Below are 26,277 nucleotides of genomic sequence, written 5' to 3'. Positions count from 1 at the left end.
GCTTTTTGCTGAAAACCAGACGGTACCGCGAGTTGATTACCACCCGGTCATAGCGTTTCCGCGTCGGCGACTGCGGCAGCTACCGACACCTCTTCAATTTCCGGTGTTGCTTCCGCTGTTTGGGTGGTGGTCCACCTCACGGCTTCGCTGCCTTCAGGCAAGTCTAGGGCTAACAAGGTACCCTGGCGCGCCTCACCGCCGATGATGAGCCGCGAAATGGGCCGCCGCAGTTGCTGCCGAATCACGCCGGTGATGGGCCGCGCGCCGTACTTGGGCGTGAAGCCCGACAGGGCAAGGTGCTGCCGCGCCTCGGGGCTCAGCGTCAGGGTAATGCCCTGACGCCGCAGCTGCTCCACCAAAGGCCGCAGGTGAATATCGAAAATACGGCCCACGTTGGCTTCGGAGATGGGCGCAAAGGGCACGATTTCGGTCAGACGCGCTAGGAACTCGGGGCGAAAAAAACGGGTCATGGTATCCATCAGGTCGGTGGAAGACGGAATCTGCCCGGCGGTAAAAGAGGCGGCAATCTGCTCCGAACCGATGTTGGAAGTGAAGAGGATAACCGCGTTGCTGAAGTCGCCTTCGCGGCCCAGGCGGTCGCTCAGCCGGCCCTCGTCCAGAATTTGCAGGAAGATGTCGAACACCGACGGGTGGGCCTTTTCAATCTCATCGAAAAGCACCACCGAGTACGGCTTTTCCCGGATTTTATTCACCAGCAGGCCGCCTTCTTCGTAGCCCACGTAGCCGGGAGGCGCGCCGTAGAGCAGCGCAGCGGAGTGCTCCTCTTTAAACTCCGACATATCGAAGCGAATGAGAAACGACTCGTCGTTAAACAGAAAATCGGCCAGGGACTTGGCCAGCTCGGTTTTGCCGGTGCCGGTAGGCCCCAGAAAAAAGAACGACCCGATGGGCTGCCCGGCCTTGGTCAGGCCCGAGCGGGATTCCAGAATGGCCGCGCACATGGCTTTCACGGCATAGTCCTGGCCTATCACGCGCTTTTGCAGTATCTGGTCCATGTGCAGCAGCTTCTCGCGCTCGTTGCTTTGCAGCTTGCCCAGTGGAATGCCGGTTTTGCCCGACACGATGGCCGCGATGTCGTGTTTTTCCACGCTTTCTTTCTTCGTGTCGGCCAGGGCCAGCACCGCCCCCAGAATCTCGCGCAGGTAGGTTTCCAGCTCGGCGCTGGTTTCCAGGGTTTCGGGTTGCTGGTCGTTTTCCAGCTGGTTGAGCCACAGCTGGCTCACCTGGTTTTGCACCTGGTAGAGCAGCCAGCGCAGCTCCCGCAGGTAATCAGCTTCACCCAGCTCCGTGCCCCGTGCGGCCAGGGCCTCAAAATCCGTTTGCAGCTGCGTGAGGCCAATTACCGCTTGCTCGTCGAGCATCCGGATAGCAGCCATGGTTCGGTCCACGAGGTCGATGGCGGAATCCGGCAGCTGCCGGTCCTTGAGGTAGCGCTTGGCAAGGCGCACCGCCTCGCCTATCGTGCCCTCGCCAATGGCCAGCCCGTGGTGGGCCGCATAAATGGGGAGCACCCGGTCCAGCATGCGCTCGGCCACTACCATCGTGGGTTCTTCTACCCGTACAATGTCGAAGCGGCGGTTGAAAGCCTCGTCTTTCTCAATGTACTGGCGGTATTCATCGTTGGTGGTGGCCCCGATAACCGTCAGTTCCCCCCGCGCCAACTCGGGCTTGAGCAGCTGCGCGATGCCGCTGCCGGCGCTGCCTTTGGGGTCGAGCAGCACGTGAATCTCATCAATAAACAGAATGGCGCGGGTGTACTGCTTTACTTCTGTGAGCACCTTGCGGATGCGGTCTTCCACCTCGCCCTTATAGGAGGCGCCGGCCACCAGCGTGCCCAGGTCCAGCTCAAACAACGTTACCTCGCGCAGGTGCACCGGCACCAAGCCTTGGGCAATCTGCTGGGCAAAGCCTTCAACCAGCGCCGACTTTCCCACGCCGGGCTCGCCAATCAGCAGCACGTTGGGCTTGGTGCGCCGCCCTAGAATCTCAGCCATCAGCCGGATTTCGCGGTCGCGGCCCACAATGGGGTCCAGCTTGCCGTTGCGGGCCTGGGCCGTTTTATCGGTGCAGTAAGTGGCAATAGCGCCGCCTTTGCCGGCCGCTGGGGTCCCGGCGGCTTTGTTGCTGCCAGATTCTTCCGCCGCGCCGGCGGCCACGGGCGGCAGGTCGGCCAGGGCCGCATCCGTCACCTCTTTTTGGGTGAGGGGAAACGATTTCAGCTGTTCGGCCGAGAAGGCGAGGCCCGGCCGTAGCAGCGCCGCCAGGGCGCTGAGCGGGTCGGTTTGGTCGCGGGAGAGTTGCAGGGCCACTAGGTCGGCCATTTCCAGCACCTGCTGCACGCCGGCGTCGGGGGTGGGCATTTCGGGCGGCCGGGCCGCCTTGGGTTGGTCTTCGAGGCGCACTTCGGCCCATTCGCGCAGGTAATGGATGTCTTTGTCCAGCACCGATACCAGCCAGGAGGCCAGGCCAATTTCGTTGTGAAGCAAGGCGGTGAGCAAGTGCGGAGCCGCATAGTGCTGCTGCCGGTATTCGTGGGCCACGGCCTGCGCAATGTGCAGGCTGCGCTTGAGGTTGTCGGAGTACGCCATAAAACGCTGAAAAGAAAGATTTAAATGAAAAAGAGCGGCCTGCGGAGCAAAGTATTTCGGGTTCTAAGGTATAGAACTATATTTGAAGCGCTGCAAATCTAGATGTATATTGCTCGCCAGTTGTTTAGCTGTGATTATATTCTCTGTTTAGTGGGAAAAGGAAAAATAATCCTGCGATAATAGAAATTATTTTTAAAATAGAAAAATTTCATATCTTAGCACAACTTTATAGCGCTGCCTAAGTGGTAAAACTCAAAAGTCTTTTTTCACTCAACACCTTCACCGATTGGCTGCGGCGTGTCTTTTTGCCCGCATCATCCCTTTCACAACCCCCCACAATTATGTACTCATATGGAATTGGTGGCCAGGAACGGAAGCTCGACAATGCTTCTGAAGCCATTTCGGAAATCCCCCTCAACCGCACCCTGATGGTGCAGAAGCTCACCACCAACACCCCGACGCGGCCGGTGGTGGTCACGGGCCTCAAAACCCCGGAAGCAGTGTTTGCCCACTACAAGCCCGAGGTGGCCGTCGATTTTGAGAATGCCCAAGGCGCCACGGTGCCCGAGAAGCTGCACTTCGCCTCGTTGGGCGACTTTGGTAAAAAAGGCATCATCAGCCAGAGCAACTTTTTGCAAGGTCTCTCCTCCGAAACCGACGACTTGCAAAAGCTCCTGCGCCAACTCAAGTCCAACAAAATACTCAAGTCGGCCCTCGAAAAGCCGGAAACCAAGGCGGCTTTTCTCGACGCCATTCAGGCCATGATTGAGGAGCTCAACTAGGTTCTGGCCATTCTCACTTTCTCCATTCCAGTCAATAGCCGATTTCTAACTATGGCCCCCGAACAGCAAGACACCACTGCTACTGCCTACCGTCAGCGCGAAGGAGTTGCCCCCAACCTTGAACAAAGCACCCAGGCCCTGCTGAAAGTGGGCGGGTTCGACTTGCTCGAGACCACCATCGACGGCGCTTCCAACCTCAATCCGGAAAAGAAAGCCCGCAAGAAAATCTTCCTTTCGGAAGACAACAAGAAGAACGACCGGCAGCAGCTCAAGAAGCGGCTGGCCTTATGGCACACCGTATTGAGCGGGGCCGAAACCGTGGCCGAAGCCGTGGACGTAGCCCAGCAGCGCGTGGAATCTACCCAGCAGCTGCTCACGGCCAACCTCAAAACGGCCGTGGAAGCTACCCACGAACTCGAGCAGGCGTACCGCTCGGTTACGCTTTTTTACCGGAACACCGAGCAGGATGAAGTCAAAAATATTTCCATCCTGAACGCCGACAAGGACCAGATACAGGACTTGGATAATACCATATTCATCGATGCCGTGTCCGACGAGCTGGAACAGAACTACGACCGGCTCGACCTGCGCGACAACTACTCCCTGCTGGTGGTGCCCGGATACCTCGGCTCCACGGCCGTAGTGGATAAATGGGCCAAAATTGCATATAAAAACAAGGTGATGATGGTCACGGATTTTGAGCATCACGAGACGCCGGAGGACGTTATAGAGCTGTTTGAAGAGGCCAACCTGACCGGCGCCGACGCCTACAAGTCCAACGTGGTGATGACGGCCAACTGGCTGGTAGGTCGGGGCAAAATTGAAGAAATTGGCGAGGAAGAAGACATGTTTGTGCCGCCCTCTTCCTCCCTGGCGGGCCGCATTTACTCGACCTTGGCGTCGCAGGTGACGGCCGGCCGCAAGCATGGCACCCTGAACGAGGTGGAAGGGGTGAAATTCCAGCTGCGCAAAAGCGAAATTTCCAACATGGAAAAAATCGGCCTCGTGCCGATGGTCAATGAGTACGGCCGCGTGATGGCTTTCTCGGCCAAAACCCTCTTTAGCGGCGACAACATCGGCTTGCAGACCTATTCGGTGGTGCGGGTGTTCGACTACGTGACCAAGGTGCTGATTGATTTCCTCAACCGCCGCGCCTTCGAGAATTGGGACCATAACATGCGGATGGACATTCAGAACCAGATTGTGCGCTTCCTCGACGGCATTGCGGGTCCCGGCAAATTGATTGAAAAGTTCTCGATTAAGAAGTTTGAGCGGGACCCCGACCAGAAGGACCGCATCAACCTCGACATTCACATGGTGCCTTATTTCCCCGCAAAAACCTTTATGGTTTCGCTGGATGGCACCAAGGGCGACGACCCGGACAACCCCGGCCGCGACTGGAGCGCAGAATACGCGCAGCAATAAGCGTTTTTCACGGCAGGATGAAAAAATAAGTTGTTATTGTTATTAATTTTAGCAACTTATTACTATATTTGACTTAATAAGTGTTTTTTCTGTCTTCAGAAGGGTTTTCTCGGGACAGTAGAGCTACTTCGTACAGCAACCATTTTTCCACCAACCCCATTTTTATCACCATGGCATCTTTTAGTGCTGTTTTCGACGCTGCTGGCAGCGAGGAGTGTGAAGTAGTGAGCTGCGGCTACTCCTTCAACCAAACCACCGATGATAAAGGACGTCCATCTTCCGTAGTACAGGGCGGCACCATTAAGGTGACCATCGTGTCGACGGATAGCGTGAAGCTTATCAGTTGGATGCTTGACCCTTACAAGCGGGCGGATGGAAAAATAGTGTTTAAGCGCGGCGACCAGGATTCCAAGATGAAGGAAATTTCCTTCAAAGAGGCCTACTGCGTCGGCTACACCGAAAGCTTCGATGCCCGCGGCGGCGGCTCCCAAGCTTCAATGGTATTAAGCCTGGTGATTTCGGCTAACAAGATTGATGTAAACGGCGCTTCGCTGGATAATAAGTGGGTGTAAAGCCCATTAACAAAAGAAGCCCGTCAAAATTTGACGGGCTTCTTTTGTTAATGGGCTAGCAGGTAAATCATGCTTTTCTAAACAAGCGAGAAAATGGACAAGCTACAATTCCAGGCCATGCAGCGCGCGACGGCCGCTCACACGGCCCGACAGGAAGGAATTTCCGCGCTGGGCGAAGTAGTGAAATGGGCCATCGGCAAACTGGGGGAGCACGGGACGGAACTGCAAGTCGAGAACGAGCTGAAAAGACTCGAGCCCGAAATCCAAAGAAGGAGGCCCAAAGGAGGCGGCGTATTGGTGCGCATTGGCCTCATGGAGTGGGCCGCGCCCGATTTTATGGGTGACCGCGCCCAGCGCTTTATGGACATTGCCATTGTTGGTACGGGCATGGACGCGGGCACAGTGCTTCGCCAGTACGAGCAAATGGACCACCTTTTAGCAGGCCCGCCCGATGGGTGGCGGCGGCGCGACTCGTATATGTGGGTGACAAGCCCTGAGCACCATGACGAAATCAAGCCACTCACCCTTGACTAACAGGCAGTCCGCACACGCCATATGCCGGTTGCAAAACTGTAAGCCACTGGTTATTCCTCTTCATCCCCATTTTAGCCATGAGCCCACACGTACAACCGGGTCTTGCGATTAAGGCCAAACCAACGCAGATAAACGAGGCATGCGGGATTGATGCTGTAACTGCAAAAGGCTATATCTGTAAAGTTGATGAGGGTGGAATTTCTGTCTACTTGCAGCGGGAACATAATCGGGGATGGATTGAGGCCGTGATGCACCCTGAAATCTTCGCTTGGAATTTCGAGGAGGACAGGCAGCGTGGCGATAACATTGCTTACCGCAACCCCAACCATTTCAACCAGCGCTACCCAGACGACTATAAGGTTTGATGTCAGTAAGCCAATGCCAGTATGAATCGGTGAGTCTTAAATAATCGTGTGGCGAGTTTCTTATGTTTTTCAAACATATTCTTCTCGCTGCTTGCCCTGAACGCTTTAAACTTACAGCGCTTGAAGCATGGTTGGCTTGTCGCCCGCATCTGCTGATGCGCACGTCGGCCGCAAGCCGTGCTGGGGCATTAATGGGACACTTGCATGGGTCATTAGCGACCTTGTTTAACGTTGGTTACAAGTTGGTTGCGCGACGCGACTAGCAAGCGTACAGGGTGATTGGGTTGGCCGAAGGAAAGCGCATTTGTCGCCTCCTCGAACTGTCCTGGTAGTAAAAGGTAGCGGCTTGGGTAGGGGGCGACCCAACAGTTGTACGATTGGTTACTGGCCATTCGCAGGGCTTGGCAAAATCTTCACGTCAGCACCTTGCGACTAATGGCTCGGCAATTCAATCACTGCTAGAGACTGAGGTGGTCGGGTAAAAGTTGACACGGCGAAAGTAACTTTCCCTTGTCATGGAAGCAGCAAAACCAGCAGGTGAACGGCATCGAACCAAGTATGATGCGGCCTTTCCAACCGAAGCAGTCCGCCGGGTAACCCAGGATGGACAGGCGGCGGCACGCGGCGCGCAGGCGCTGGCCATGAGCGAGGCCGTGTCAGGCAAGTGGGTGCGGGCGGCCCTCACCCAAGCGGCGCGTACAGCAGGCAGCGAAGCGCTGGAGCAGGAAAACAAGCAGTTGCGGGCCCAATTGGCCCGCGCGGAAATGGAGCGCGATATTTTAAAAAAAGCGCTGACCATCTTTTCACAACCGACGGGCCGATGAAACGCTTCGCTTTCATTGCCTTACACGCTCCCTGCTGCCAGTGCGTGAGCAGTGCCGCTTGCTGGATGTCAGCCCCAGCTGCTACTACGCGTGGCGCAAGCGCGCGCCGGCTGCGGCCGAGCCAGCGCTTCCCGCCTGGCAGGTGGCAGCCCAGCGTGTCTTTGCTACCCATGCCGGCCGCTGAGGTCAACGCCGGCTGCGCGCCCAGCTGCGCCACGAAGGCCATGCGGTGGGCCGGCAGCGGCTGCGCGGCTGGCTCCGCGCCAGCGGCTTACGCGCCCTCTGCACCCGCGCCAGCATCCATCCCCCCGCGCACCACCCAGGCCGACCCACAGGCCGTTGTTGCCGCCAACAAGCTCGCCAGCTGGCCCGCGGCTACAGCCCCCAACCAAATCTGGGTCGGCGACATTACCTACTTAGTCCTGGCCACCGGGCACTGGGCCTACCTGGCCTGCTGGCGCGATGCTTTTTCCCGACGCGTGGTCGGCTGGCACGTGAGCGAGTCGCTGCATACGGACTTAATGCTGACCGTCTTTAACCGGGCCGTGGCCGTCTGCCAGCCCCCGCCTGGTCTGCTCGTGCACGCCGACCGCAGCAGCCAGTACACGAGCGACGCCTTCACCCAATTCCTGGACCGCACTCAGGCTATTGCCAGCCTGAGCCGGCCGGGTAACCCGTATAACAACGCCTTGGCCGAGAGCGGCTGGAGCACCCTCAAAATGGAGATGCTGCCCCGTGGATCATGCTTTGCCGACATGGAAGAAGCCCGCTTAGAACTGGCTGATTACTTGGACTATAACTACAACACTCAGCGACTAAACTCCGCGCTGGGCTACTGTACCCCGCTCGACATCGAACTCCACTCCCTTTTCAACCTACCTTAGCTCGGTGTCCGTTTGTAACCAACCACCTCAGTTCAGTTTTTCAGTCATGGACAGCGGAAGTTAAGACTTCGCGCTGTCCGTTTTAGCTAGACCACCTCACTTGAATAAAGACAAAAGGGTGTTTACCACGGCTAGTGCATAGTCAGGCAAGTTAGTTATCCTAATTTTCTGATAGTGTCAGTCAAGTTTGACACGGGCTTTTTCCGGCGTGAACTGCCATTTGACCGTGGCCCCCGCCGCATTGCGCTCGGCCACGCAAGCAGCGACATGGGCGGTGAGTTCTTCCAGGGTGGGAATGCGCTGGTGCAGGCACTGGCGGGCGATGGCCGAGAATTCAAGTTCGACCATGTTGAGCCAGGACGCATTTTTAGGGGTGTAATGCAGCTCGAAGCGGGCGGCCAGGGCGCGGGCCTGGGCAGCGGGCAGATGCTGGTGGAAGACGGCGTCGGTGTGGGTGTTGAGGTTGTCCTGCACGAGCACGATTTTCGCGGCCTGGGGGTAGTGGACGGCCAGGCGCTGCAGAAAGCGGCAATAGTCGGTGCCGGTGCGGCGGGCCGAGACCTCGACCAGGCGCTGGCCCGTGCCCGGCTCAAAAGCGGCCAGCAAACAGGCCGTGCCCTGGCGCACGTAGGTGCTGCTCTCGCGCCGGGGCCGCCCGGCCTTCGCCGGCTCTTCGCCTACGGCGGGCTTGGCGGGCACCGGTAGCAGGGGTTCGACGGGTTGGCCGTGGAGTACGCAGGGACGCTCATCGAAGCAGACGACGGGAAACTGCGGGTCGTAAGGCCGCTCGTAGACGGCCAGCACATCTTCCATCCGGGCTAAAAAGGCGGCGTTCATTGCCCCCAAGCACCAGTGCTGCTGGCGGTGGGGCTGCAGTTCGTTTTTTTGAGCACCTGGCTCACCGTTTCGTGCGAAATCTTGTCCAGCAGGCGCAGCGTCCAGCGGCTGTGCCCGGTGGGCGCCGGCGTACAGGCCAAGGCCATCAGCGCGGCCCGCTGGGGCCCGTCGAAGCGCGGGGGCGTGCCGCTACGCGGAGCCTCGGCCAGGGCCGCTTGCCAGTCGCCAGCTTCGTGGCGGCGGCGCAGCTCGCTGACGGTCTGCCGGCTCAGGCCCACGGCCTTGCCGGCCGCCTGCTGGCCGATGCCGGTCGCTAAGGCCAGCATGGCTTGGGCACGGCGCACGGCCCGCACCGGGCGGCGACCCGTGCGGGTGAAGGTTTCGAGGGCGGACTGGTCAGCAGCCGGCAGCAGAAAGGGAGTGAGGGGACGGGCCATATACCCGCAACGGCAGAACCTGCATTTTGTTGGCTAACTTGTTTGACTAAGCACCAGCCATATCCTACTTACTTTATTTTATCTGACTTTACCACGAACGGCCAATCCACGACTAGGTTACGAGCAAATCACGGTCCCACTTGCGGTCCCACCAAATAAAAAAGCCCCTTAGCGATGCGCCAAGGGGCTTTTGCTGTGATCCCGCTGGGATTCGAACCCAGGACCCGTACATTAAAAGTGTACTGCTCTACCAGCTGAGCTACAGAATCGGTACCTTGCACCTTGGAAGGACGTTTCCTTCTTTGGTGGCACAAAAGTAGTACGGCCTTCCGGATTACACAACTCTGCCTTTAAAAAAAAGCCTTCTCTCCTTACCGTGCGCGCCCTTTTTCTCCTCTTAACCCTGCTGCCTTTCTGTAGTTTGGGTGCAATTCCGGGAGCAAAAAAAAGTTTAACATTCCCGCAATCTGTTGCCGTTCCAACCTTGGCGCGTGCTGATTCTTTGTTTGCCGCCGGCCAGTATGAAGCGTCTTTCCCCGGTTATCGGGCGCTGGTGTGGCAAAAGAATCGGGCTTCTCCCGAATTATTTTTAAAAATGGCCTACGCCCAGCAGCAGCTCGGCCACTACCCGGCGGCCCTGCTCTACCTGAGCATGGCCCAAGCGCGCCAGCCCCGGGTGCGTACCTGGCAGCAGTTGGCTTCGCTGGCCGCCCAGCACCAGCTGGTGGGCTACCCCAATACCTGGCAGCAGGAGCTGCGGGTGCAGGCGCAGCGCTACTACTACCCCGGGCTGCAAGCCCTGCTGGCGGGGGCCGTAGTAGGGGCTGTGGGGCTGCTGCTGCGCCGCCGGGGGCGCGGGCCGTGGGTGGCATTTGGGGCGTACCTGCTGCTGCTGGCGGCTTACCTGCACCTGGTGCGCCCGGTGCCGGCGGGGCTGGTGTCGCGGGCGGGAGCGGCCCTCATGGCTGGGCCAGGGGCCAGCGCGGCCTGGCTGAGCACCGCCGCGCTGGGCGACCGCCTGCCCGTGCTGGGCCGCGAAGACATCTGGTACCGGGTGCAGTGGCAGCAGCGGGTGGCCTACGTGCGGGCCACCGACCTGCTGGTGGTGGAGTAGTAGGCTGGCACACCAGCAGATTCCATTTCTATTGGGCATTCCGACAACCTAACAATCCGCCAGCGCGCCTACTTTTGCGCCATGCCCACCGCCCTTTCCCTTACCGGCCTGTACCTGTACCCCGTGAAATCCCTCGGGGGTTATGCCGTGGCCCAAGCCGAGGTGACGGCCCGCGGCCTGCGCCATGACCGCCGCTGGCTGCTCGTCGACGAGCGCAACCGCTTCCTGACGCAGCGGCAGCACCCCGAGCTGGCTTTGCTGACGCTGGCCCCGGCCTACAATGGCTTTTTGATTTCGCACCGGCAGCAGCCCGAACTGCTGCCATTATTCATTCCTTTTGAAGCGCAGCCCGACCGCACACTGTTTGTAACGGTGTGGGACGATATTTTGTGGGCGTGGCGCGGTACGCCGGAAGCCGACGAGTGGTTGAGTAACGCCCTGGGACGTACCTGCCGCCTGGTGTATATGTCGGACATGGTGCGGCGCGACGTGGAGCCCGACCTGAATCCCGAGGGCCAGCTCGTGAGCTTTGCCGATGGCTACCCTTTCCTGCTGGCCGGCGAGGCGGCCCTGGCCGACCTGAATACCCGCCTGGCCGAGCCCGTGCCGATGAACCGCTTCCGTCCCAACCTGGTGTTTGGTGGCGGCGAGGCCTACGAGGACGATGCCTGGGAGCAGTTCCGGATTGGTAACGTGCCGTTTCGGGCCGTGCGGGGCTGCGGCCGCTGCGTGCTCACCACCATCGACCAGCAAACGGCGCAGAAAAACCCATTGGGCGACCCGCTGCGCACGCTGGCCACGTATCGCCAGGCCGAGAATAGCACGCTGTTTGGCCAGAACGTGACCGGCCCCGCCCACGGCCGCCTGCGCGTGGGCGACGCCCTGACGGTACTAAGCCGCAAATAGCATTCGGCCCCGGGCCGACGCGGGCAGCAACTCCGGCGGCAGTGGCCGCGTTGGACAATGCCGCGCCTACTCACTCTCACCCGCGCCGCTTGCTTGATGGAACTGGATTACCTGCTCGATTTCATGGCCCGACTGGCGGCCAACAATACCACGGCCTGGATGGCCGAACATCGCCCCGATTACCAGCGCGCCCGCGCCGCCTGCACCGAGCTGGTGCGCCAGGTGCTGGCCCGCGTGGCGATTACCGACGCCGACCTGGCCAGCCTCACACCCACCGACGTGCTGTTTCGGCTGCACAAAAACGACCGCAGCCAGCGCGACCCCGAACCCTACAAGCGGCGCATGGGCGCGGGCCTGAAGCAGGGCGGCCGCCACGCCCCGCGCGCCGGCTACTTCATCGCCATTCAGCCGGCGGGGCGCAGCTGGCTGGGGGCGGGCACCTTCCACCCTACTCCGGAAATGCTGGCAGCCATCCGGCAGGAAATTCACTACAGCCCCGACGAGTTTCATCGGCAGCGGCTGGCCCCGGCCCTGCTGCGGCACTTCCCGGCCGGGCTCGATACCACCGGGCCGCAGCTCACGCGCCCGCCGCGCGGATACGCGGCGACCGACCCCGATGTGGCGTGGCTCAAACTAAAAACCTTCGGCGTAGGGAAGCTTTATGCCGATGCCGAAGTGCTCGCCCCCGACTTCGTAGACCACTTGGTAGCCGACATTGTGGCGGCCCGGCCATTGGTCGATTTCTTCAACGAGGCGCTGTGAGGGGTTATTAGCTACTAATAGCATCCCAAATAAACGTCATGCTGAGCGCAGCCGAAGCATCTCTACCGCGCAAGTTATCTGGTTGATAGGACTACTGTTAGCGGGCAAGGTCCTTCGGCCGCGCGCGGCATGACATTTTTTGTCGTGCCCCGAACAACCCTTTAAAACAACCCGAACAAGGTGTTATCAATCTTCTCGATGATGGTACCCAAATCTTCGGGGTTGCGCACGTAGTCGAGCTCGTTCACGTCGATGATGAGGCTGCGGCCGGCGCTGTAGGTGCTAATCCACTTCTCGTAGTGCTCGTTGAGGTTTTTGAGGTACTCGATGCTGATGGTGTTCTCGTAGTCGCGGCCCCGCTTCTCAATCTGGCCGATGAGTTTGGGCAGGTCGGCGCGCAGGTAGAGCAGCAGGTCGGGCGGCGCGACGAGGTCAATCATCGACTCGAACAGGGCGTAGTAGTTGTTGTAGTCGCGGGTTTCGAGCAGGCCCGACTCGTGCAGGTTGGCCGCGAAGATGTGGGCGTCTTCGTAAATGGTGCGGTCCTGAATGATGCCCTTGCCCGCTTTCTGCAGCTCCTTGATGCGCTGGGTTTGCTGGAAACGGCCATTGAGAAAATAGACCTGCAAATGGAAAGCCCAGCGGGGCATGTCGTGGTAAAAGTCCTTCAGGTAAGGATTGTCATCCACGTCCTCCAAAAAAACTTCCCAGCGGAAGTGTTGAGCCAACTTATGAGCCAGCGTGGTTTTACCGGCCCCGATGTTGCCGACAATGGCAATGTGCATGTGCTGCGAACAATAAAAGGTACTAAATAGCAGAACCCCAAAGATAGCAGGGCTGCGCCGTCGGGACACCGGTAAGTCAGAACCTTTTTAGTATTGTTGTATCGCAATAACCGATAACTGAATTCTAACGCCATGGTCGCCACCGATACGAAACCCGTGCTCGCGCTGAACGACCGCCACGGAGCGCCGCTGGCCGAATTCTACTACCTGCCGCAGAGCCAGGTGCTGTATGTTCAATGGCATGGCAACCTCACGGCCGACGAGGTTATCCGGGGGGTGAGCATGGGCACGAAGCTGATGGCCACGTATCCTTTCACGCGGGTGCTGAACGACAAGCGCACCACCAGCGGCGACTGGAGCGAGGCCCTGCCCTGGCTCGAATATGAATGGCTGCCGCTGGCCGTGGCCGCAGGAGTCCGAGCCATTGCGTACCTGCTTTCACCCGACTTAGAATCGCAGATTGTGACCCAGGATTTTATGGCCGCGATTAGCCGGCAGCTGCACACGGCCCTGTTTCTGCACGAGGAGCCGGCCCGGCGCTGGCTGTTGCAGCAATAGCGGTTTTTGAAACGGCAGGCCACACCAGTAGGCTGATTGGCGTGCTGTAACGGCCGGCCCCGGCTGGCCGTAGCAGGCCGAGCCGGCTAGTTTCGGTTTTTTCGCCGCAATTTCGTGTTTTACCGCTAGTATGACTTCTGACGCTCCCGCCGCGCCGCCGCGCATCGAGCCCGCCACGCTCACCGATATTCCGACCATTATCCGGCTGGCCGAGGCTACCTGGGAACCCACCTACCGCTTCATCATCTCGGAGGAGCAGCTGGAATATATGTACCGGGTAATTTATTCGCCCGCCGCCCTGAAGCGGCAGATGGTGGAGCAGCAGCACGTATTTCTGGTGGCCTACGTGGCGGGCGAGCCGGCCGGCTTTGCCTCCTTCTCGCCCCAGCCCGCCGAGGCCGGGGCCGAGGGCCCCACCGGCTATAAGCTGCACAAAATTTACGTGCTACCCACCCGCCAAGGGCAGGGCCTGGGCCAGCACCTTATAGAAGCCGTGGAAAACGCCGCCCGGGCTGCCGGCGGCCATTTCCTTGACCTCAACGTGAACCGCTACAACCCGGCCATTGCCTTCTACGAGCGGCGCGGCTTTGAGCGCCAGCGCGAAGTGGACGTGCCGATTGGCCCGTACTTTATGAACGATTACATCATGCGGAAGTCATTGTGATTTCCGGCTGTCATTCCGGGCCGGCGAAGGACCTTATTACGTTTGAATAGTTTGCGGCGGCAAATGGAGCAGGCGTGATAAGGTTATTCGCAAGCCTAGGATGACTACCACTGCTCACTAATTAATTCACCCCTCAAAACCCAACCAAATGGCCATCAAACTAACCGTCCTTTCCAACGGCTCCCTCCGCGTAGAGGGCGAAGACATCGAACTCGTGGATGCCCAGGGCCAGCCCTACGGCCTCGGCGGCCGCGAGCGCATCAGCATCTGCCGCTGCGGGCTCTCCAAGCAAAAGCCCTTCTGCGACGGCTCGCACAAAGGCCACTTCGAGCACGACGCCACGGCATTCGATTTGCCCGCGCCCAAGCCCGCCATGTAAGTAGCACGGAAGCTACCGGCATTGCCGCAAAAAGAACGTCATGCTGAGCTTGTCGAAGCATCTCTACCGCCATACTAAAATTGGTTAGTTGCGCGGTAGAGATGCTTCACTGCGTTCAGCATGACGTTCTTTTTAGCTCTTGGTGCTACCCTAACCCGCCGCCCGGCGCAGCTGCGGGCCGAGCATCTGCCACAGGTTCTGGCGCACCACGTCGCCCATCGAGTCGCAGCGGTCGAAGGCGGTGGTATGGTGGTAGCGGTTGAGCTCGGCCTTGAGCTGGGCCACCTTTTCGGGCGGGGCCAGCTCGTGGCGGCGCATAGCTTCGAGCAGGTCGCGCAGGCGGTGGCGGTCGGCGCGGGCGCGACGGGCCATCAGGGCGCGCTCCTCGGCCTGGTACTGGCGCAGAGTTTCGGGCTTGATGTGGCGGGCACACATGGCCACTACTTCGCTGTTATCCTTAAAAAACCGGGGCAGGTACATGGCCCGGCGGCCCTCGTAGCTCTGCTGGTCGAAGTCGATGGCCCGAACCCGGTACTGCTCGTCCTCGAAGTCGGGCGTGACGGCGATGACGTAATTGTAGGCGCGCATGTCGCCGAGCAGCTGCACGAAGCAGCGCTCATTGAACTTGACGAATTCCTTGGCCACGCGCACTTGGTTGAGCTGCGGCTGGTTGAGGTGCTTTTTGATAAAATCATCGCCCGGAATGCCCACGATGTGCTCCTCAATCAGCGTATCGCCGCTCACCAGGAAGTTGATGGAATTGGGCGAGAGCAGGTGCTCCAGCTCCAGCCCGTAAAGGCGCGAGGCGTCGGCCCGCTTCACGTAAAAGTAATCGTGGTTGTCGTTGAGCTGGTTCACGATACGCACCCGAAACGGCTGCGAATTACCGAACTCGCAGTAGTCCACCCGGTCGGCCAGCAGGTGCTCGGTGAAGCTCAAATCGCCGGCCGTTTTCAGCAGCGCGTACACTTCCGTCAGGCCCTGGCTGAGCTCGCGCAGGGTCTGGGGCTCGTAGTACACGGTTTGCCAGAGGGTGTCCGTCCCGGTGCGGTCGAGCAGGGCAAACGAGCCGGTGAACTGCCGCAGCTCAGCATAAGTCACGGGCAGCACGGTATCGCGGTCGTAGGCGCGCAGGTAGCGGCGTAGCTCCGGCGTGATAGGGTACGGGGGCTTCTTGCGGGAGATTTCCACGTTCGGCAATGGTTGATTAGAAGGAAAACAAAAGAACGTCATGCTGAGCTTGTCGAAGCATCTCTACCGTCTTAGTAAAATCAATTACTGGTGCGGTAGAGATGCTTCGACAAGCTCAGCATGACGTGCTGGGCAAGCTAAATCAGCAAGGCATCTACCCTGCCAATTCCGCTACCATCTCCACGTACTGCTGGCGGGCGGCTTCCTTGCTGGTGCCGTGCAGGCCTTTCCAGGCGTCGTACTTGGCAATGGCTTTGAAGTCGAAGCCCCCGGGGCGGTCGCCGGTGGTGTCGCCTTCGGTGGCTTGCTTATACAGGGCGTAGAGCTGGAGCAGCACCATGTTGCTGGGCTTGGAGGGCAGTTGCTGGGCGCGTTGGCTGGCAGCTTCGAATTCGGCTTGCGTGGTCATGTTGGTGGAGAATTGGGTTGATGGAACGACGCAAAGAACGTCGTGCGGGCTGAAAGAACGTCGCTTCGAAATAACGGAACGTCATGCTGAGCGAAGTCGAAGCATCTCTACCGTGTAACTAATCCTGTCGTTTAGATTACTGCGGCGACAGAGATGCTTCGACTTCGCTCAGCATGACGTTCTTTGGATTCACCAATCCGTTCTCTCACTCGTTCCAACCCGCCAACCCACCTTATGAAGCGTACCGCTATTCTCGCCGCCGCGCTGCTGCTGGCCGCCCCGGCCGCCTTTGCCCAAAAAACGCTCCTGCACTGCGGCCGCCTGCTCGACGTGCGCAGCGGCAAGCTGCTCAGCCAGCAAACCATCGTGGTCGAGAAGGACCGCATCACGGCCGTGCAGGCCGGCTACACCGCCGCCAGCAGCCCCCAGGATAAAGTCATCAACCTGGAAAACCGCACCGTGCTGCCCGGCCTCATCGACTGCCACGTGCACCTGGAGTCGTCGCCCAGCCGCAACAGCTTCCGCGAAGGCTTCACCCTGAACCCGGCGGATGTGGCTTTCCGCGCCCAGGGCAATGCCCTGACGACGCTGCGCGCCGGCTTCACGACGGTGCGCGACTGCGGCGGCTCGGGCGTGAACACCAGCCTGCGCAACGCCGTAGCCCAGGGCCTGGTGCCGGGGCCACGCATCTATTCGGCGGGCATGGCTATCTCGGCCACCGGCGGGCACATGGACGAAACCGACGGCCTCAGCGAAGACCAGATTGTGAAAGCCGGCCACCCCATCAACCTGGCCAACGGGCCCGACCAGTGCCGCGAGGCCGTGCGCGAGCAGTTCAAGCGCGGGGCCGACCTCATTAAGATTGCCAGCACCGGCGGCGTGCTCGATTTGAGCAAGGACGGTACCGGCGCGCAGTACACCGAGGCCGAAATTCGGGCCGTGGTCGAAACTGCCCACGATTTGGGCATGCGCGTGGCCTGCCACGCCCACGGGGCCGAAGGCATCAAGCGGGCCGTGCGGGCCGGCGTCACGAGCATCGACCACGGCTCGCTGATGGACGATGAAGCCATTAAGCTGATGGCCAAAACCCGCACCTGGTACGTGCCCACGCTCATCGCCGGCAAGTCGGTGGCCGACACCGCCCGGCTGCGGCCCGGCTACTTTCCGCCCGTCATCGCCCGCAAAGCCCTCGACGTGGGCACCAAAATGCAGGGCACCTTCAACCGGGCCAACAAAGCGGGCGTGCGGGTGGCTTTTGGCACCGACGCCGGCGTGTTCCGCCACGGCCAGAATGCCCGCGAATTCGGCTACATGGCCGAGGCTGGCATGTCGCCGCTCGAAACCATCCGCACCGCTACCCTGAACGCCGCCGAGCTGTTGGGTGAAACCGCTGATTTAGGCACCATTGAAGCCGGAAAATTCGCCGATATCGTGGCCCTGGACGGCGACCCGCTCCAGGATATTTCGGCCATGATGCGGCCGGTGTTCGTGATGAAGGCCGGCGTGGCGTATCGACAGGAGTAGTTTTTGGGGGACCGGGGACCGGGAACTTCTGTCATCCTGAGCTCGCGAAGGACCTGACCACTGGAGAAAGATGAGTAGTAATCATTCTAACTACTTCTAAATGGTCCAAGCGTGATAGGGTCCTTCGCAAGCTCGGGATGAGCGCCGGACCACTACTCCCAACCAAATATGACACGCGTTGCCGAACTTTGGCCGGGCCCCTGCCCTTTTCCGCTAAATTAATTTCCGCCTTCATGAAAAAATCCTTGCTATCGCTGCTGCTCGTGGCGCTGGTGCTGGCTGCCGGCACCGCCAGCGGCTGGGGCTTCTTCGGCCACCGCACCATTACCCAGATTGCCGTGTACCACTTGCCGGTCTCTTTGCAGGCATTCTATTTCCGCAACATGACGGCGCTGGTGCGCCTGAGCACCCTGCCCGACGAGCGCCGCGCCACCGACCCCAGCGAGGCCCCCAAGCACTTTATCGACATGGACCATTATTCCGAGGAAGACCCCTTCGGCAAAATGCCCCGCCAGTACGACCAGGCCACCTCAAAATACACCGCCGACACGCTGAAAAAGTACGGTACTGTGCCGTGGGTAGTCATCGAGATGAAGGACAGCCTGACCGAGGCCTTCCGCAACCGCGACACCACCGACATCATCCGCTACTCGGCCGAGCTGAGCCATTACGTGAGCGATGCCTTTGTGCCGCTGCATACCACCATCAACTACGACGGCCAGCTAACCGACCAGAAGGGCCTGCACGCGCTCTGGGAAAGCCAGCTGCCCGAGCGGTTCATCAACACCTACCGTCTCGACGGCGAGCCCGCCAAATACCTCAAAAACCCACTCGATGCTATTTGGGTAGTGCTGGGCCAGAGCTACGGCTTCCTGGGCGAAACCTTCGACCGGGCCCTGAAAATCGAGAAAACCATGAAGCCGGACGTGCGCTACACATTTGCGCACCGCTATGGCAAAACCTCGCGCCGCTTCTCCGATGCCTTTGCCGATGAGTACGACAAGGCCGTGGGCGGTATGGTCGACTACCGCCTGCGCTCGGCCCCCAGCCTGGTGTCGTCGCTCTGGCTCACGGCCTGGCAGGATGGCGGCAAGCCCGACCTCAACGCCCTGATGCACCCCGGCAAGGCCACCGCCGCCGAAAAAGCCCGGCTCGCCACCGAGCTCGCGGCCTGGAAGAAAAATACCCTCTCCCAGGACCAGCTACTGCTGGCCCAGCAGAAAATGAAAAAGGTGGAAGCCGCCGAGAATATCAAATCGGCCCGCGACATGGGCGACAGCTCCGCCGAAACGCCCGCGGCCGACGCCCCCACCCCAGCCGCCGCCGATGACGACGCGCCCGGCTTCGACAAGGTGAAGGTGAAAACCAAGCGCCGCGGGGCCGATACCCAGAAAATTAAGGAGAAGGCCGACGAATAGCCCGCGCATGAATTCTTTTGCCGCTCCCGCTCGCCTGCTGCTGGGCCTGGCCCTGCTGGCTGCCTGCAACCAGACGCCGCCAGCCACCGCGCCCGTGGCCACCAAGCCCGTGGTGCCCGGCCCCGACCTGGCCACCCTCACCGATAGTGCCGCGCCGGCCGCGCTGCTGGCTTACGGCCGCCAGTACCCCGGCTCGGAGGTGCTGATTAAGACGCGGCTGGGCAACATTCGGGTGAAGCTTTACGACGATACGCCCATTCACCGGGCCAACTTCCTGCTGCTGGCCCGCAAGGGAGTGTTCGACGAAACGATGTTCAACCGGGTGGTGAAGGATTTTGCCGTGCAGGGCGGCCAGACCTACGGCGCGCGCACCATCCGGCTGAAGCGCTACCGCCTGCCGCCAGAAATCCGGGCCGCCCACTTCCACCACAAGGGCGCGCTGGGCATGGCCCGATACGACGACGAACAGAACCCCGGCCACCTGTCGTCGAACACCGATTTTTATTTCGTGGTGGGCGAAAAACTGGCCCCCAACCAATCGCAGGCCATGACTGGCCGGAAGCTAACCCCCGCCCAAACGCGGGCCTACGCCACCGTGGGGGGCGTGCCGTCGCTCGATGGCCAGTACACCGTTTTTGGCGAAGTCATCGAAGGCCAGGACGTGGTTGATAAAATTTCCAACCAGCCCGTAGAGTCGGATAAGTGGCCGGTGGAGGATATCAAGCTCACGGTAGAGGTGGTGAAGTAAGGAGGCTGGTTGTCTTTGCGGGCAGAGCGCAGCGGAATGCGGCCTCAAAAACGTAAAAAGGCCCGCTCCCAGGGGAAGCGGACCTTCTCTTATCGGGCGCGGAAACATTTTTCCGTGCGTGATTCAAACAAACTGAAGCAAAGAGCTTACCAAATTTTGGCGCGGGCGGTGGTGGGGCGCACCATTTTATCGCCCTCCTTGCAGCTAAAGGCCTTGTGGAACTCCGGGAAGTTCTGCAACGGCCCGATGGTGCGGAACTGGCCCGGCGAGTGCGGGTCGGTTTGCACGAGCTGGCGGGTAGTTTCGGGGCGCTGGTTGATGCGCCAGATTTGCGCCCAGCTCAGGAAGAAGCGCTGCTCGGGCGTGAAGCCGTCAATCAGCTTGCCCGACTTGGCCTGGGGGGTTTTCATGAAGGCCGCGTAGGCAATGGTGAGGCCGCCGAGGTCGGCCAGGTTCTCACCCATCGTCAGCTTGCCATTCACGTGCAGCGAGTCGAGGGGCATGAAGCCATCGTACTGCTTGCCCACCACGTCGGCTTTGGCCATGAACTTTTCGCCGTCTTCCTTGGTCCACCAATCGCGCAGGTTGCCCTCCGAATCCACTTTCCGGCCCTGGTCGTCGAAGCCGTGGGTCATTTCGTGGCCGATTACCGCGCCAATGCCGCCGTAGTTCACCGCGTCATCCGCCTTGGGGTCGTAGAACGGAGCCTGCAGAATGCCGGCCGGGAACACGATTTCGTTCAGGCTCGGGTTGTAGTAGGCATTCACCGTGGGCGGCGTCATGCCCCACACCGAGCGGTCGACGGGCTGGCCGAAGTGACCGAAGTTGTCATAGGTATTGAAATCGGCCACGGCAAACAGGTTGTTCAGGGCGCTTTCGCGGCTGACGCTCAGCTTGGAGTAGTCCTTCCACTTGTCGGGGTAGCCAATTTTCACCACGAAGGCGTTGAGCTTCTTCAGGGCTTCGGCCTTGGTGGCCGCGCTCATCCACTCAGTGGCCTGAATGCGCTCGGCGTAGGCCACGCGCATGTTTTCCACCATTAGCTTGGCGCGAGCTTTGGCCGCCGGGCTGAAGTCCTGGTCTACGTACAGCTGGCCGAAGGCTTCGCCCAGCGCCCCATCGGTGGCGGCAAAGGCGCGCTTCCAACGGGCTTGCGGTACCTTGGCCCCCGTCAGCACTTGCGAGAAGCGGAAAGCCTCGTCCACGTAGGCCTTGGGCAGGGCCGCGGTCACGCTTTCCACCAGATGCCAGCGCAAGTACTGCTTCTGGTCGGCAATGGGCTCGTCCTTTATCATGGCATTGGCCTCCTTCAGGTAGTCGGGCTGGCCAATGATAATGTCTTTGGCTCCGCTCAGGCCACTTTCTTTCAGGCGCAGCGGGAAGTCCAGGTTCGGGTACTCGGCGGTCACCTGGGCCACAGTCATCTTGTTGTAGTTCTTTTCGCGGTCGCGGAGGGCCACCCGGTCGCGGCTGGCTTTGGCCATGCGGGTTTCGATGCGCGTCACGGCATCGGCGTTTTTCTCCGCCGTGGCCTGGTCATCGCCCAGCATTTTGAACAGGTTGACCTGGTAGGTGCGGTAAGCCGCCCGAATGGTTTTCGAGCGGGCATCGTCGTTGAGGTAGTAGTCGCGGTCGGCCAGCGTGAGGCCACCCTGGCGCACCTGCACGGCGTACAGGGTGCTGTTCTTGCTGTCCTGGCCCACGCCAAAGCCGTACCAGCCCTTGCCCACGTTCTTGGGGTCGGCCAGGTAGCGCTGCACGTCAGCCAAATCCTGGATGGCGTTAATCTTATCGAGGCGGGGCTGCAGGTACTTCAGGCCGGCCTTTTCTACGGCCATGCTGTCCATGGCGGCAGCGTAAAAGTCGCCCACTTTTTGCGCGTTCGAGCCGGGCTTGGCGGTGCGGTCGGCGGCTACTTTATCCAGAATGCCCCGGGCCACGTCGCGGTTGCGGTTGCGCAGCTGGTTGAAGCCGCCCCAGCCGGTTTCGGAGGCCGGAATGGGGTTGTTTTTCATCCAGTTGCCGTTGGCAAAGCGGTAGAAATCGTCGCAGGGCTCCACCGTACGGTCGAGGTTGGCGAGCGTGATGCCCACGCCGGACTGGCCGGGGGTGGCGGGCACGGTGGTTTTGGTTTTAACCCCGTTGCTTTTGGTTTTGACTTTGGTTTGGGCCTGGGCGGCCCCGGCGGCCAGCCCCAGGGCGGCTAGCAAGGCTGCCCGGGTTAAGAGAGAAGATTTCAGCATCGTGAGAAATGGAATGATGAGGGAGAAAAGAACTGATAAAGTAGCACGTCATGCTGCCATTTAATGGTCTACTATGTGAATTACCAGATTTTAGCGCGGTCGGTCTGGGCGCGCATCATCTTGCTGCCGTCCGCGCAGCCAAAGGCCTGGTAGAACTCGGGCATGTTTTGCAGCGGCCCGATGGTGCGGTACTGGTCGGGGGCGTGCGGGTCGGTGAGGATGAGCTGGCGCGTCATTTCGGGGCGGGTGTTGCTGTGCCACACCTGGGCCCAGCTCACGAAGAAGCGTTGCGCCGGCGTGAGGCCGTCGATGGCCTGCGCGGCCTTGGCCTGGGGGGTTTTCTGAAACGCGGCGTAGGCAATGGTGAGGCCGCCGAGGTCGGCCAGGTTCTCGCCCATCGTCAGCTTGCCGTTCACGTGCACCGAGTCCATCGGCGAGAAGGCATCGAACTGCTTGCCCACCACGGCAGCGCGCTGGTTAAATTTCTCGCCGTCCTCCTTGGTCCACCAATCGCGCAGGTTGCCCTGGGCATCATACTGGCGGCCCTGGTCGTCGAAGCCGTGCGTCATTTCGTGGCCGATTACAGCCCCGATGCCGCCGTAGTTCACCGCATCGTCGGCCTTGGGGTCGTAGAAGGGCGGCTGCAGAATGCCGGCCGGGAACACAATCTCGTTCATGGCCGGGTTGTAGTAGGCGTTCACCGTGGGCGGCGTCATGCCCCACTCGCCGCGGTCAATCGGCTTGCCGAAGTGGTTGAGCTCGTCGCGGCTGGCCCACTCGCGCGAGGCCAGCAGGTTATTCAGGTACGATGCGCGGTTGATGGTCAGGGCCGAATAGTCTTTCCACTTGTCGGGATAGCCAATCTTCACCGTGAAGGCGTTGAGCTTCTTGAGGGCCTCAGCCTTGGTGGCCGCGCTCATCCAGTCGGTGGCTTTGATGCGCTCGGCGTAGGCCAGGCGCAGGTTTTCAATCAGCTGCTTGGCCTTGGCCTTGGCGGCGGGCGTGAAGGCCTTGTCGACGTAGAGCTGGCCGAACGCCTCGCCCAGGGCGCGGTCCGTCGAAGCCTGCATGCGTTTCCAGCGGGGCTGCTGCTGCTTGGCCCCGCTCATCACCTGCGAGAAACGGAAGGCTTCGTCGCCAAACGCTTTGGGCAGGGCCCCGGTCAGGCTGCTCACCAAGTGGAAGCGCAGGTACTGCTTCTGGTCGGCAATGGTCTCGGCCTTCAGCATCGCGCTCACTTCCTTCAGGAATTCGGGCTGGCCCAGAATCACCTCCTTAGCCGTGCTTAGCTGGTTTTGCTTCAGAATGAGAGGCAGGTTGAGGTTGGGGTAGGCGGCGGTAGCCGCGGCCACCGTCATCTTATGGTAGTTGGCGTTGGGGTCGCGCAGGTCCACGCGGCTTTTGCTGGCTTTGGCCAGGCGCGTTTCGATGCGCGTCACGGCCGCCGCGTTGGCTTTGGCCGTGGCTTCGGAATCGCCGAGCATTTTGAAGGTGTTCACCAGATACGTCTCGTAGGCGGCGCGAACGGTTTTCGAGCGGGCATCGTCCTTGAGGTAGTAGTCGCGGTCGGCCAGGGTGAGGCCGCCCTGGTACATCTGCACGGCGTATTTAGAGCTGATTTTATCGTCCTGGGCCACGGCAAAAGTGTACCACACGCTGCCGGCGTGCGCCTTGGGGTCGGCCAGGAAACGCTGCATCTCGCCCAGGTCCTTGATGGCCGCGATGCGGTTGAGGTGGGGCTGCAGGTACTTGAGGCCCGCCGCTTCGATAGCTACCGAGTCCATGGCCGAGGCGTAGTAGTCGCCCACTTTTTGCGCGTTGGTGCCTTTGGCGGCGGTGGCGGCGTTTTTAGCGGCCTCGTCCAGAATGCCGCGCAATACCACCTGGTTTTGGCCGTAGAGCACGTTGAAGGAGCCCCAGCGGCTTTCGGCGGCCGGCACGGGCGTGTTTTTAAGCCAGTTGCCGGAAGCGTAATGGTAAAAATCCTCGCAGGGATTTACCGTCAGGTCCATGTTGGCGAGGTCAATGCCGACGCCTTTTTGGGGAGGAGTTGTGGGCGGGCCGGCTGCAAGTGCGGCCGCCAAGCCGCCGAGTCCGAGTACGGCCAGGCTGAGACGCCGGGCCATCGAGGTTGAAAACATGAAGAAGATATTGGGGTGGGAAATGATGCCGTGAAGTTAGGGACGCGCGCGCTTCATCACCGTTGCACGAAGGCCACAACATTTGGCACTGATTCCGGATTGGGCAGATGGATGGCCAAACCGTTGGGCCCTGCCCGTGCCACCCACGGCCAATGGCCCGTAACTTGCGCCCCATGCCCCTCTACAACCGTCGTCCCGAGTTGCCGCCTACGCCCGCGCCGGCCCCGCTGGGCCTGGCCGAACTGCTGAGCCAGGTACGCCTGGCCCTGCAACGGCAGCTGGCCGACTCCTACTGGGTGGTAGCCGAAGTTTCCGACCTTACCCTGCCCCGCTTTGCCGGCGCGCACTGCTACCTTACTCTTACCGAGCAAACCACCGACGGGCGCGGCATGCCCATCAAGGCGCAGGCCCGGGCTACGCTCTGGAGCCAGCGCTACCAGCAGCTGGGCCCGGCCTTCGAGCAGGCTACCGGCCAGCCCCTGCGCACCGGCCTGAAACTGCTGCTGCGCGTGCAGGTACGCTTCCACGAGCAGTATGGCCTGAGCCTCGACGTGGTGGCCATCGACCCGAGCTACACCGTGGGCGAGCTGGCCCTGCTGCGCCTGAAAACCCTGCGCCAGCTCGAAGAAAAGGGCCTGCTCGAACGCCAGAAGCAGCTAGCCCTGGCACTGGCCCCGCAGCGGCTGGCCGTCATCTCCTCCCCCACCGCCGCCGGCTTCCAGGATTTTGTGCAGCAGCTGCGCGAGGCCCCGTACGATTTCGCGCTCACGCTGTTTCCGGCCACCATGCAGGGCGACGAGGCCCCGGCCAGCATCCGGACGGCGCTCGATGGGGTGCGCGCCCGGCGCGGGCAGTTCGACGCCGTGGTGCTGATTCGGGGCGGGGGCAGCCGCACCGATTTGCTGGCTTTCGATGAATATGGGTTGGCGGCGGCCGTGGGCGCGTTTCCGCTGCCGGTGCTCACGGGTATCGGGCACGAGCGCGACGAGGCCGTGGTCGACCTCACCGCCCACCGCGCCCTGAAAACGCCCACCGCCGTGGCGGCCTTTCTGGTGGATAGGCTGGCCCGGCTCGAAGCCGCCATTCTGGACCTGGGCGAGCAGGTGGTGCAGGCCGCCCGCCGCCAGCTGGGCCAGCGCCACACCCGCCTCGACCAGCTTGCCGGCCGTACCCGCCAGGCCGCCCAGGGCCAGCTCGACGCCGCCCACGACCGGCTGCGTGCCCGCGCCCGCCAGGCCACCCAGGCCCCGCGCGAGCAGCTGCGGCAGCTGGGCCAGGGCCTGGAGCGCTTTCGCCACCAGCTGCCCCGCGCCGCCCGGCGCGCCCTGGCCCGCGAGCAGCGCGACCTGCGCCAGCGGGGCCGCCTGCTGCTGCGCCGCTTTGCCCGCCACCACCAGCGCCGCCGCGAAACCCTGCTGCGTCGCCGCTACCAGCTGCAGCTGGCCCTGGAGCGCACCCTGCACCGGCAGGAGCTGCGGCTTTATCAGTTAACAGTTAACAGTGAGCAGTTAACAGTGAGCCGACAGCGGCAAGAACCCAATCAATAACCACAATTTGCTTCATTGCTCTTTGCTCACTGATAACTGATAACTGATAACTGATAAAATATGACTTACCGCGAAGCTATCGAAGAGCTCGAAACCATCCTGCGTGCCCTCGAAACCGATGCGGTTGACGTGGACGACCTCACGGCGCGCGTCGAACGCTCGGCCGAGCTCATTCGCCTCTGTCGCCACAAGCTGCGCCACGCCGAAGCCTCGCTCGACCGCGTGTTCGACTCGCTGGATGAAGACGAGGAAAACGAAGAAGAAACGGAGGACGAAGACGACGAGGAAAGCGCAGAAGTCGAAGAGGACGGAACCGACGAAGACGACGAGCATGACCACCTGCCCGGTGGCCCCGGCCGGGCCTGGTAGCCCCTATTCCGGTCGCAAACGCCTGCGCCTATGGGGCCACTTTGCTGCTGTTCAGCGAGTGATAGCACCTATTTATTTTTGCAAATCAGCTACTTAACTCCTTAATAGCCGTATGCGGCGAGGCCGCCGGAGCGGCCATGGGCCAACTGCCACCGTCTTAGCCGTTATTTGTCCTTCGGCCCACTTCCGCTGTTGGCCAGGCCACCGGCTTCGTGGGCAAACCAAGGTTCTCGATTCTTTTGCACAACTT

At 60.9% G+C, this 26,277-nt stretch carries 27 protein-coding genes and 1 tRNA gene; 19 read left to right on the top strand and 9 right to left on the bottom strand.

Features of this window, described 5'->3' with window-relative positions:
* Positions 1-47: 47 nt before the first annotated feature.
* Entirely contained in the window at positions 48-2,609 is a 2,562-nt protein-coding gene (locus tag ABIB44_RS11465; protein WP_354584800.1) for an ATP-dependent Clp protease ATP-binding subunit, read from the bottom strand.
* Between the two features lie 341 nt (positions 2,610-2,950).
* Here ABIB44_RS11465 and ABIB44_RS11460 point away from each other — a divergent pair, with 341 nt between their 5' ends.
* From ABIB44_RS11460 to ABIB44_RS11430, 8 genes are all read left to right on the top strand, one after another.
* On the top strand, positions 2,951-3,391 hold the full coding sequence (locus ABIB44_RS11460; RefSeq protein ID WP_354584799.1) for a hypothetical protein: 441 nt from the start codon (positions 2,951-2,953) through the stop codon (positions 3,389-3,391).
* Between the two features lie 51 nt (positions 3,392-3,442).
* On the top strand, positions 3,443-4,816 hold the full coding sequence (locus ABIB44_RS11455) for a DUF5458 family protein (RefSeq protein WP_354584798.1): 1,374 nt from the start codon (positions 3,443-3,445) through the stop codon (positions 4,814-4,816).
* Positions 4,817-4,986: 170 nt separating this feature from the next.
* On the top strand, positions 4,987-5,388 hold the full coding sequence (gene tssD, locus ABIB44_RS11450) for a type VI secretion system tube protein TssD (protein WP_354584797.1): 402 nt from the start codon (positions 4,987-4,989) through the stop codon (positions 5,386-5,388).
* Positions 5,389-5,481: 93 nt separating this feature from the next.
* Positions 5,482-5,922 carry a hypothetical protein gene (locus ABIB44_RS11445; RefSeq protein WP_354584796.1) on the top strand — a complete coding sequence of 147 codons (441 nt, stop codon included), beginning with the start codon at positions 5,482-5,484 and terminating at the stop codon, positions 5,920-5,922.
* 77 nt (positions 5,923-5,999) lie between these two features.
* Complete coding sequence (locus tag ABIB44_RS11440; RefSeq protein ID WP_354584795.1) at positions 6,000-6,287, top strand: hypothetical protein; 288 nt, start codon at positions 6,000-6,002, stop codon at positions 6,285-6,287.
* A gap of 515 nt (positions 6,288-6,802) precedes the next feature.
* Positions 6,803-7,111, top strand: a complete 309-nt coding sequence (locus ABIB44_RS11435) for a transposase (protein WP_354584794.1) — start codon at positions 6,803-6,805, stop codon at positions 7,109-7,111.
* A gap of 40 nt (positions 7,112-7,151) precedes the next feature.
* Positions 7,152-7,295: a hypothetical protein gene (locus ABIB44_RS20530; RefSeq protein WP_502916492.1), complete on the top strand. Its 144-nt coding sequence runs from the start codon at positions 7,152-7,154 to the stop codon at positions 7,293-7,295.
* Positions 7,282-7,995: an IS3 family transposase gene (locus ABIB44_RS11430; protein ID WP_354584793.1), complete on the top strand. Its 714-nt coding sequence runs from the start codon at positions 7,282-7,284 to the stop codon at positions 7,993-7,995. Before ABIB44_RS20530 ends, ABIB44_RS11430 begins: the two co-directional genes overlap by 14 nt.
* A gap of 177 nt (positions 7,996-8,172) precedes the next feature.
* On the opposite strand, the gene ABIB44_RS11425 is transcribed toward ABIB44_RS11430, so the two are convergent.
* The 3 genes from ABIB44_RS11425 to ABIB44_RS11415 all read right to left on the bottom strand — a co-directional run bounded on the left by ABIB44_RS11425 (position 8,173) and on the right by ABIB44_RS11415 (position 9,538).
* On the bottom strand, positions 8,173-8,832 hold the full coding sequence (locus tag ABIB44_RS11425; RefSeq protein WP_354584792.1) for an IS630 family transposase: 660 nt from the start codon (positions 8,830-8,832) through the stop codon (positions 8,173-8,175).
* Positions 8,829-9,269 (bottom strand): helix-turn-helix domain-containing protein, encoded by a 441-nt coding sequence (locus ABIB44_RS11420; protein WP_354584791.1) that lies wholly within the window; start codon positions 9,267-9,269, stop codon positions 8,829-8,831. The genes ABIB44_RS11425 and ABIB44_RS11420 overlap by 4 nt, the downstream gene beginning before the upstream one ends.
* 196 nt (positions 9,270-9,465) lie before the next feature.
* A tRNA-Lys gene (locus ABIB44_RS11415) sits at positions 9,466-9,538 on the bottom strand.
* Positions 9,539-9,864: 326 nt separating this feature from the next.
* On the opposite strand from ABIB44_RS11415, the gene ABIB44_RS11410 reads away from it, so the two are divergent.
* The 3 genes from ABIB44_RS11410 (at position 9,865) to ABIB44_RS11400 (ending at position 12,051) form a co-directional block, all read left to right on the top strand.
* Complete coding sequence (locus ABIB44_RS11410) at positions 9,865-10,383, top strand: SH3 domain-containing protein (protein WP_354584790.1); 519 nt, start codon at positions 9,865-9,867, stop codon at positions 10,381-10,383.
* Between the two features lie 81 nt (positions 10,384-10,464).
* Positions 10,465-11,289: an MOSC domain-containing protein gene (locus ABIB44_RS11405; protein ID WP_354584789.1), complete on the top strand. Its 825-nt coding sequence runs from the start codon at positions 10,465-10,467 to the stop codon at positions 11,287-11,289.
* 96 nt (positions 11,290-11,385) lie between these two features.
* On the top strand, positions 11,386-12,051 hold the full coding sequence (locus ABIB44_RS11400) for a DUF2461 domain-containing protein (protein ID WP_354584788.1): 666 nt from the start codon (positions 11,386-11,388) through the stop codon (positions 12,049-12,051).
* A gap of 161 nt (positions 12,052-12,212) precedes the next feature.
* Here the strand turns inward: ABIB44_RS11400 and ABIB44_RS11395 are convergent, their stop codons facing one another.
* On the bottom strand, positions 12,213-12,836 hold the full coding sequence (locus ABIB44_RS11395) for a deoxynucleoside kinase (RefSeq protein WP_354584787.1): 624 nt from the start codon (positions 12,834-12,836) through the stop codon (positions 12,213-12,215).
* 132 nt (positions 12,837-12,968) lie between these two features.
* Between ABIB44_RS11395 and ABIB44_RS11390 the strand changes: the two genes are divergently transcribed.
* The 3 genes from ABIB44_RS11390 (at position 12,969) to ABIB44_RS11380 (ending at position 14,437) form a co-directional block, all read left to right on the top strand.
* Positions 12,969-13,394: a hypothetical protein gene (locus tag ABIB44_RS11390; RefSeq protein WP_354584786.1), complete on the top strand. Its 426-nt coding sequence runs from the start codon at positions 12,969-12,971 to the stop codon at positions 13,392-13,394.
* 130 nt (positions 13,395-13,524) lie between these two features.
* Positions 13,525-14,058 carry a GNAT family N-acetyltransferase gene (locus tag ABIB44_RS11385; RefSeq protein WP_354584785.1) on the top strand — a complete coding sequence of 178 codons (534 nt, stop codon included), beginning with the start codon at positions 13,525-13,527 and terminating at the stop codon, positions 14,056-14,058.
* A gap of 148 nt (positions 14,059-14,206) precedes the next feature.
* Positions 14,207-14,437, top strand: a complete 231-nt coding sequence (locus ABIB44_RS11380) for a CDGSH iron-sulfur domain-containing protein (RefSeq protein WP_354584784.1) — start codon at positions 14,207-14,209, stop codon at positions 14,435-14,437.
* A 150-nt stretch (positions 14,438-14,587) separates the two neighbouring features.
* Here ABIB44_RS11380 and ABIB44_RS11375 read toward each other — a convergent pair whose 3' ends face one another.
* Both ABIB44_RS11375 and ABIB44_RS11370 read right to left on the bottom strand, forming a co-directional pair.
* Positions 14,588-15,628: a hypothetical protein gene (locus tag ABIB44_RS11375; RefSeq protein WP_354584783.1), complete on the bottom strand. Its 1,041-nt coding sequence runs from the start codon at positions 15,626-15,628 to the stop codon at positions 14,588-14,590.
* A 154-nt stretch (positions 15,629-15,782) separates the two neighbouring features.
* A complete protein-coding gene (locus ABIB44_RS11370) occupies positions 15,783-16,037 on the bottom strand; it encodes an acyl-CoA-binding protein (protein WP_354584782.1) in 255 nt (84 codons plus the stop codon).
* Between the two features lie 234 nt (positions 16,038-16,271).
* Between ABIB44_RS11370 and ABIB44_RS11365 the strand changes: the two genes are divergently transcribed.
* The 3 genes from ABIB44_RS11365 (at position 16,272) to ABIB44_RS11355 (ending at position 19,727) form a co-directional block, all read left to right on the top strand.
* On the top strand, positions 16,272-17,561 hold the full coding sequence (locus ABIB44_RS11365; protein WP_354584781.1) for an amidohydrolase family protein: 1,290 nt from the start codon (positions 16,272-16,274) through the stop codon (positions 17,559-17,561).
* Between the two features lie 233 nt (positions 17,562-17,794).
* The gene (locus ABIB44_RS11360) at positions 17,795-18,979 is read left to right on the top strand and encodes a zinc dependent phospholipase C family protein (protein ID WP_354584780.1); all 1,185 of its coding nucleotides are present in this window, start codon (positions 17,795-17,797) and stop codon (positions 18,977-18,979) included.
* Between the two features lie 7 nt (positions 18,980-18,986).
* Positions 18,987-19,727 (top strand): peptidylprolyl isomerase, encoded by a 741-nt coding sequence (locus tag ABIB44_RS11355; protein ID WP_354584779.1) that lies wholly within the window; start codon positions 18,987-18,989, stop codon positions 19,725-19,727.
* A 146-nt stretch (positions 19,728-19,873) separates the two neighbouring features.
* On the opposite strand, the gene ABIB44_RS11350 is transcribed toward ABIB44_RS11355, so the two are convergent.
* Together ABIB44_RS11350 and ABIB44_RS11345 are read right to left on the bottom strand one after the other, a co-directional pair.
* Complete coding sequence (locus ABIB44_RS11350; RefSeq protein ID WP_354584778.1) at positions 19,874-21,970, bottom strand: M13 family metallopeptidase; 2,097 nt, start codon at positions 21,968-21,970, stop codon at positions 19,874-19,876.
* An 80-nt stretch (positions 21,971-22,050) separates the two neighbouring features.
* On the bottom strand, positions 22,051-24,111 hold the full coding sequence (locus ABIB44_RS11345; protein ID WP_354584777.1) for a M13 family metallopeptidase: 2,061 nt from the start codon (positions 24,109-24,111) through the stop codon (positions 22,051-22,053).
* Between the two features lie 173 nt (positions 24,112-24,284).
* Between ABIB44_RS11345 and xseA the strand changes: the two genes are divergently transcribed.
* Both xseA and xseB read left to right on the top strand, forming a co-directional pair.
* Positions 24,285-25,658: an exodeoxyribonuclease VII large subunit gene (xseA, locus tag ABIB44_RS11340; RefSeq protein ID WP_354584776.1), complete on the top strand. Its 1,374-nt coding sequence runs from the start codon at positions 24,285-24,287 to the stop codon at positions 25,656-25,658.
* 60 nt (positions 25,659-25,718) lie between these two features.
* A complete protein-coding gene (xseB, locus tag ABIB44_RS11335; protein ID WP_354584775.1) occupies positions 25,719-26,027 on the top strand; it encodes an exodeoxyribonuclease VII small subunit in 309 nt (102 codons plus the stop codon).
* Positions 26,028-26,277 lie beyond the last annotated feature (250 nt).

The sequence above is a fragment of the Hymenobacter sp. UYCo722 genome, assembly GCF_040547115.1.
Classification (GTDB): domain Bacteria; phylum Bacteroidota; class Bacteroidia; order Cytophagales; family Hymenobacteraceae; genus Hymenobacter.
Note: the sequence above shows the minus strand (reverse complement) of the source record. Positions and strands in the feature narration are given on the sequence as shown.

Excerpts from the sequence above, each read along its gene's own strand:
- ABIB44_RS11465 (WP_354584800.1), bottom strand. The coding sequence starts at position 2,609 with ATGGCGTACTCCGACAACCTCAAGCGCAGCCTGCACATTGCGCAGGCC.
- ABIB44_RS11460 (WP_354584799.1), top strand. The coding sequence starts at position 2,951 with ATGTACTCATATGGAATTGGTGGCCAGGAACGGAAGCTCGACAATGCT.
- ABIB44_RS11455 (WP_354584798.1), top strand. The coding sequence starts at position 3,443 with ATGGCCCCCGAACAGCAAGACACCACTGCTACTGCCTACCGTCAGCGC.
- tssD (WP_354584797.1), top strand. The coding sequence starts at position 4,987 with ATGGCATCTTTTAGTGCTGTTTTCGACGCTGCTGGCAGCGAGGAGTGT.
- ABIB44_RS11445 (WP_354584796.1), top strand. The coding sequence starts at position 5,482 with ATGGACAAGCTACAATTCCAGGCCATGCAGCGCGCGACGGCCGCTCAC.
- ABIB44_RS11440 (WP_354584795.1), top strand. The coding sequence starts at position 6,000 with ATGAGCCCACACGTACAACCGGGTCTTGCGATTAAGGCCAAACCAACG.
- ABIB44_RS11435 (WP_354584794.1), top strand. The coding sequence starts at position 6,803 with ATGGAAGCAGCAAAACCAGCAGGTGAACGGCATCGAACCAAGTATGAT.
- ABIB44_RS11430 (WP_354584793.1), top strand. The coding sequence starts at position 7,282 with ATGCCGGCCGCTGAGGTCAACGCCGGCTGCGCGCCCAGCTGCGCCACG.
- ABIB44_RS11425 (WP_354584792.1), bottom strand. The coding sequence starts at position 8,832 with ATGAACGCCGCCTTTTTAGCCCGGATGGAAGATGTGCTGGCCGTCTAC.
- ABIB44_RS11420 (WP_354584791.1), bottom strand. The coding sequence starts at position 9,269 with ATGGCCCGTCCCCTCACTCCCTTTCTGCTGCCGGCTGCTGACCAGTCC.
- ABIB44_RS11410 (WP_354584790.1), top strand. The coding sequence starts at position 9,865 with ATGGCCTACGCCCAGCAGCAGCTCGGCCACTACCCGGCGGCCCTGCTC.
- ABIB44_RS11405 (WP_354584789.1), top strand. The coding sequence starts at position 10,465 with ATGCCCACCGCCCTTTCCCTTACCGGCCTGTACCTGTACCCCGTGAAA.
- ABIB44_RS11400 (WP_354584788.1), top strand. The coding sequence starts at position 11,386 with ATGGAACTGGATTACCTGCTCGATTTCATGGCCCGACTGGCGGCCAAC.
- ABIB44_RS11395 (WP_354584787.1), bottom strand. The coding sequence starts at position 12,836 with ATGCACATTGCCATTGTCGGCAACATCGGGGCCGGTAAAACCACGCTG.
- ABIB44_RS11390 (WP_354584786.1), top strand. The coding sequence starts at position 12,969 with ATGGTCGCCACCGATACGAAACCCGTGCTCGCGCTGAACGACCGCCAC.
- ABIB44_RS11385 (WP_354584785.1), top strand. The coding sequence starts at position 13,525 with ATGACTTCTGACGCTCCCGCCGCGCCGCCGCGCATCGAGCCCGCCACG.
- ABIB44_RS11380 (WP_354584784.1), top strand. The coding sequence starts at position 14,207 with ATGGCCATCAAACTAACCGTCCTTTCCAACGGCTCCCTCCGCGTAGAG.
- ABIB44_RS11370 (WP_354584782.1), bottom strand. The coding sequence starts at position 16,037 with ATGACCACGCAAGCCGAATTCGAAGCTGCCAGCCAACGCGCCCAGCAA.
- ABIB44_RS11365 (WP_354584781.1), top strand. The coding sequence starts at position 16,272 with ATGAAGCGTACCGCTATTCTCGCCGCCGCGCTGCTGCTGGCCGCCCCG.
- ABIB44_RS11360 (WP_354584780.1), top strand. The coding sequence starts at position 17,795 with ATGAAAAAATCCTTGCTATCGCTGCTGCTCGTGGCGCTGGTGCTGGCT.
- ABIB44_RS11355 (WP_354584779.1), top strand. The coding sequence starts at position 18,987 with ATGAATTCTTTTGCCGCTCCCGCTCGCCTGCTGCTGGGCCTGGCCCTG.
- ABIB44_RS11350 (WP_354584778.1), bottom strand. The coding sequence starts at position 21,970 with ATGCTGAAATCTTCTCTCTTAACCCGGGCAGCCTTGCTAGCCGCCCTG.
- ABIB44_RS11345 (WP_354584777.1), bottom strand. The coding sequence starts at position 24,111 with ATGTTTTCAACCTCGATGGCCCGGCGTCTCAGCCTGGCCGTACTCGGA.
- xseA (WP_354584776.1), top strand. The coding sequence starts at position 24,285 with ATGCCCCTCTACAACCGTCGTCCCGAGTTGCCGCCTACGCCCGCGCCG.
- xseB (WP_354584775.1), top strand. The coding sequence starts at position 25,719 with ATGACTTACCGCGAAGCTATCGAAGAGCTCGAAACCATCCTGCGTGCC.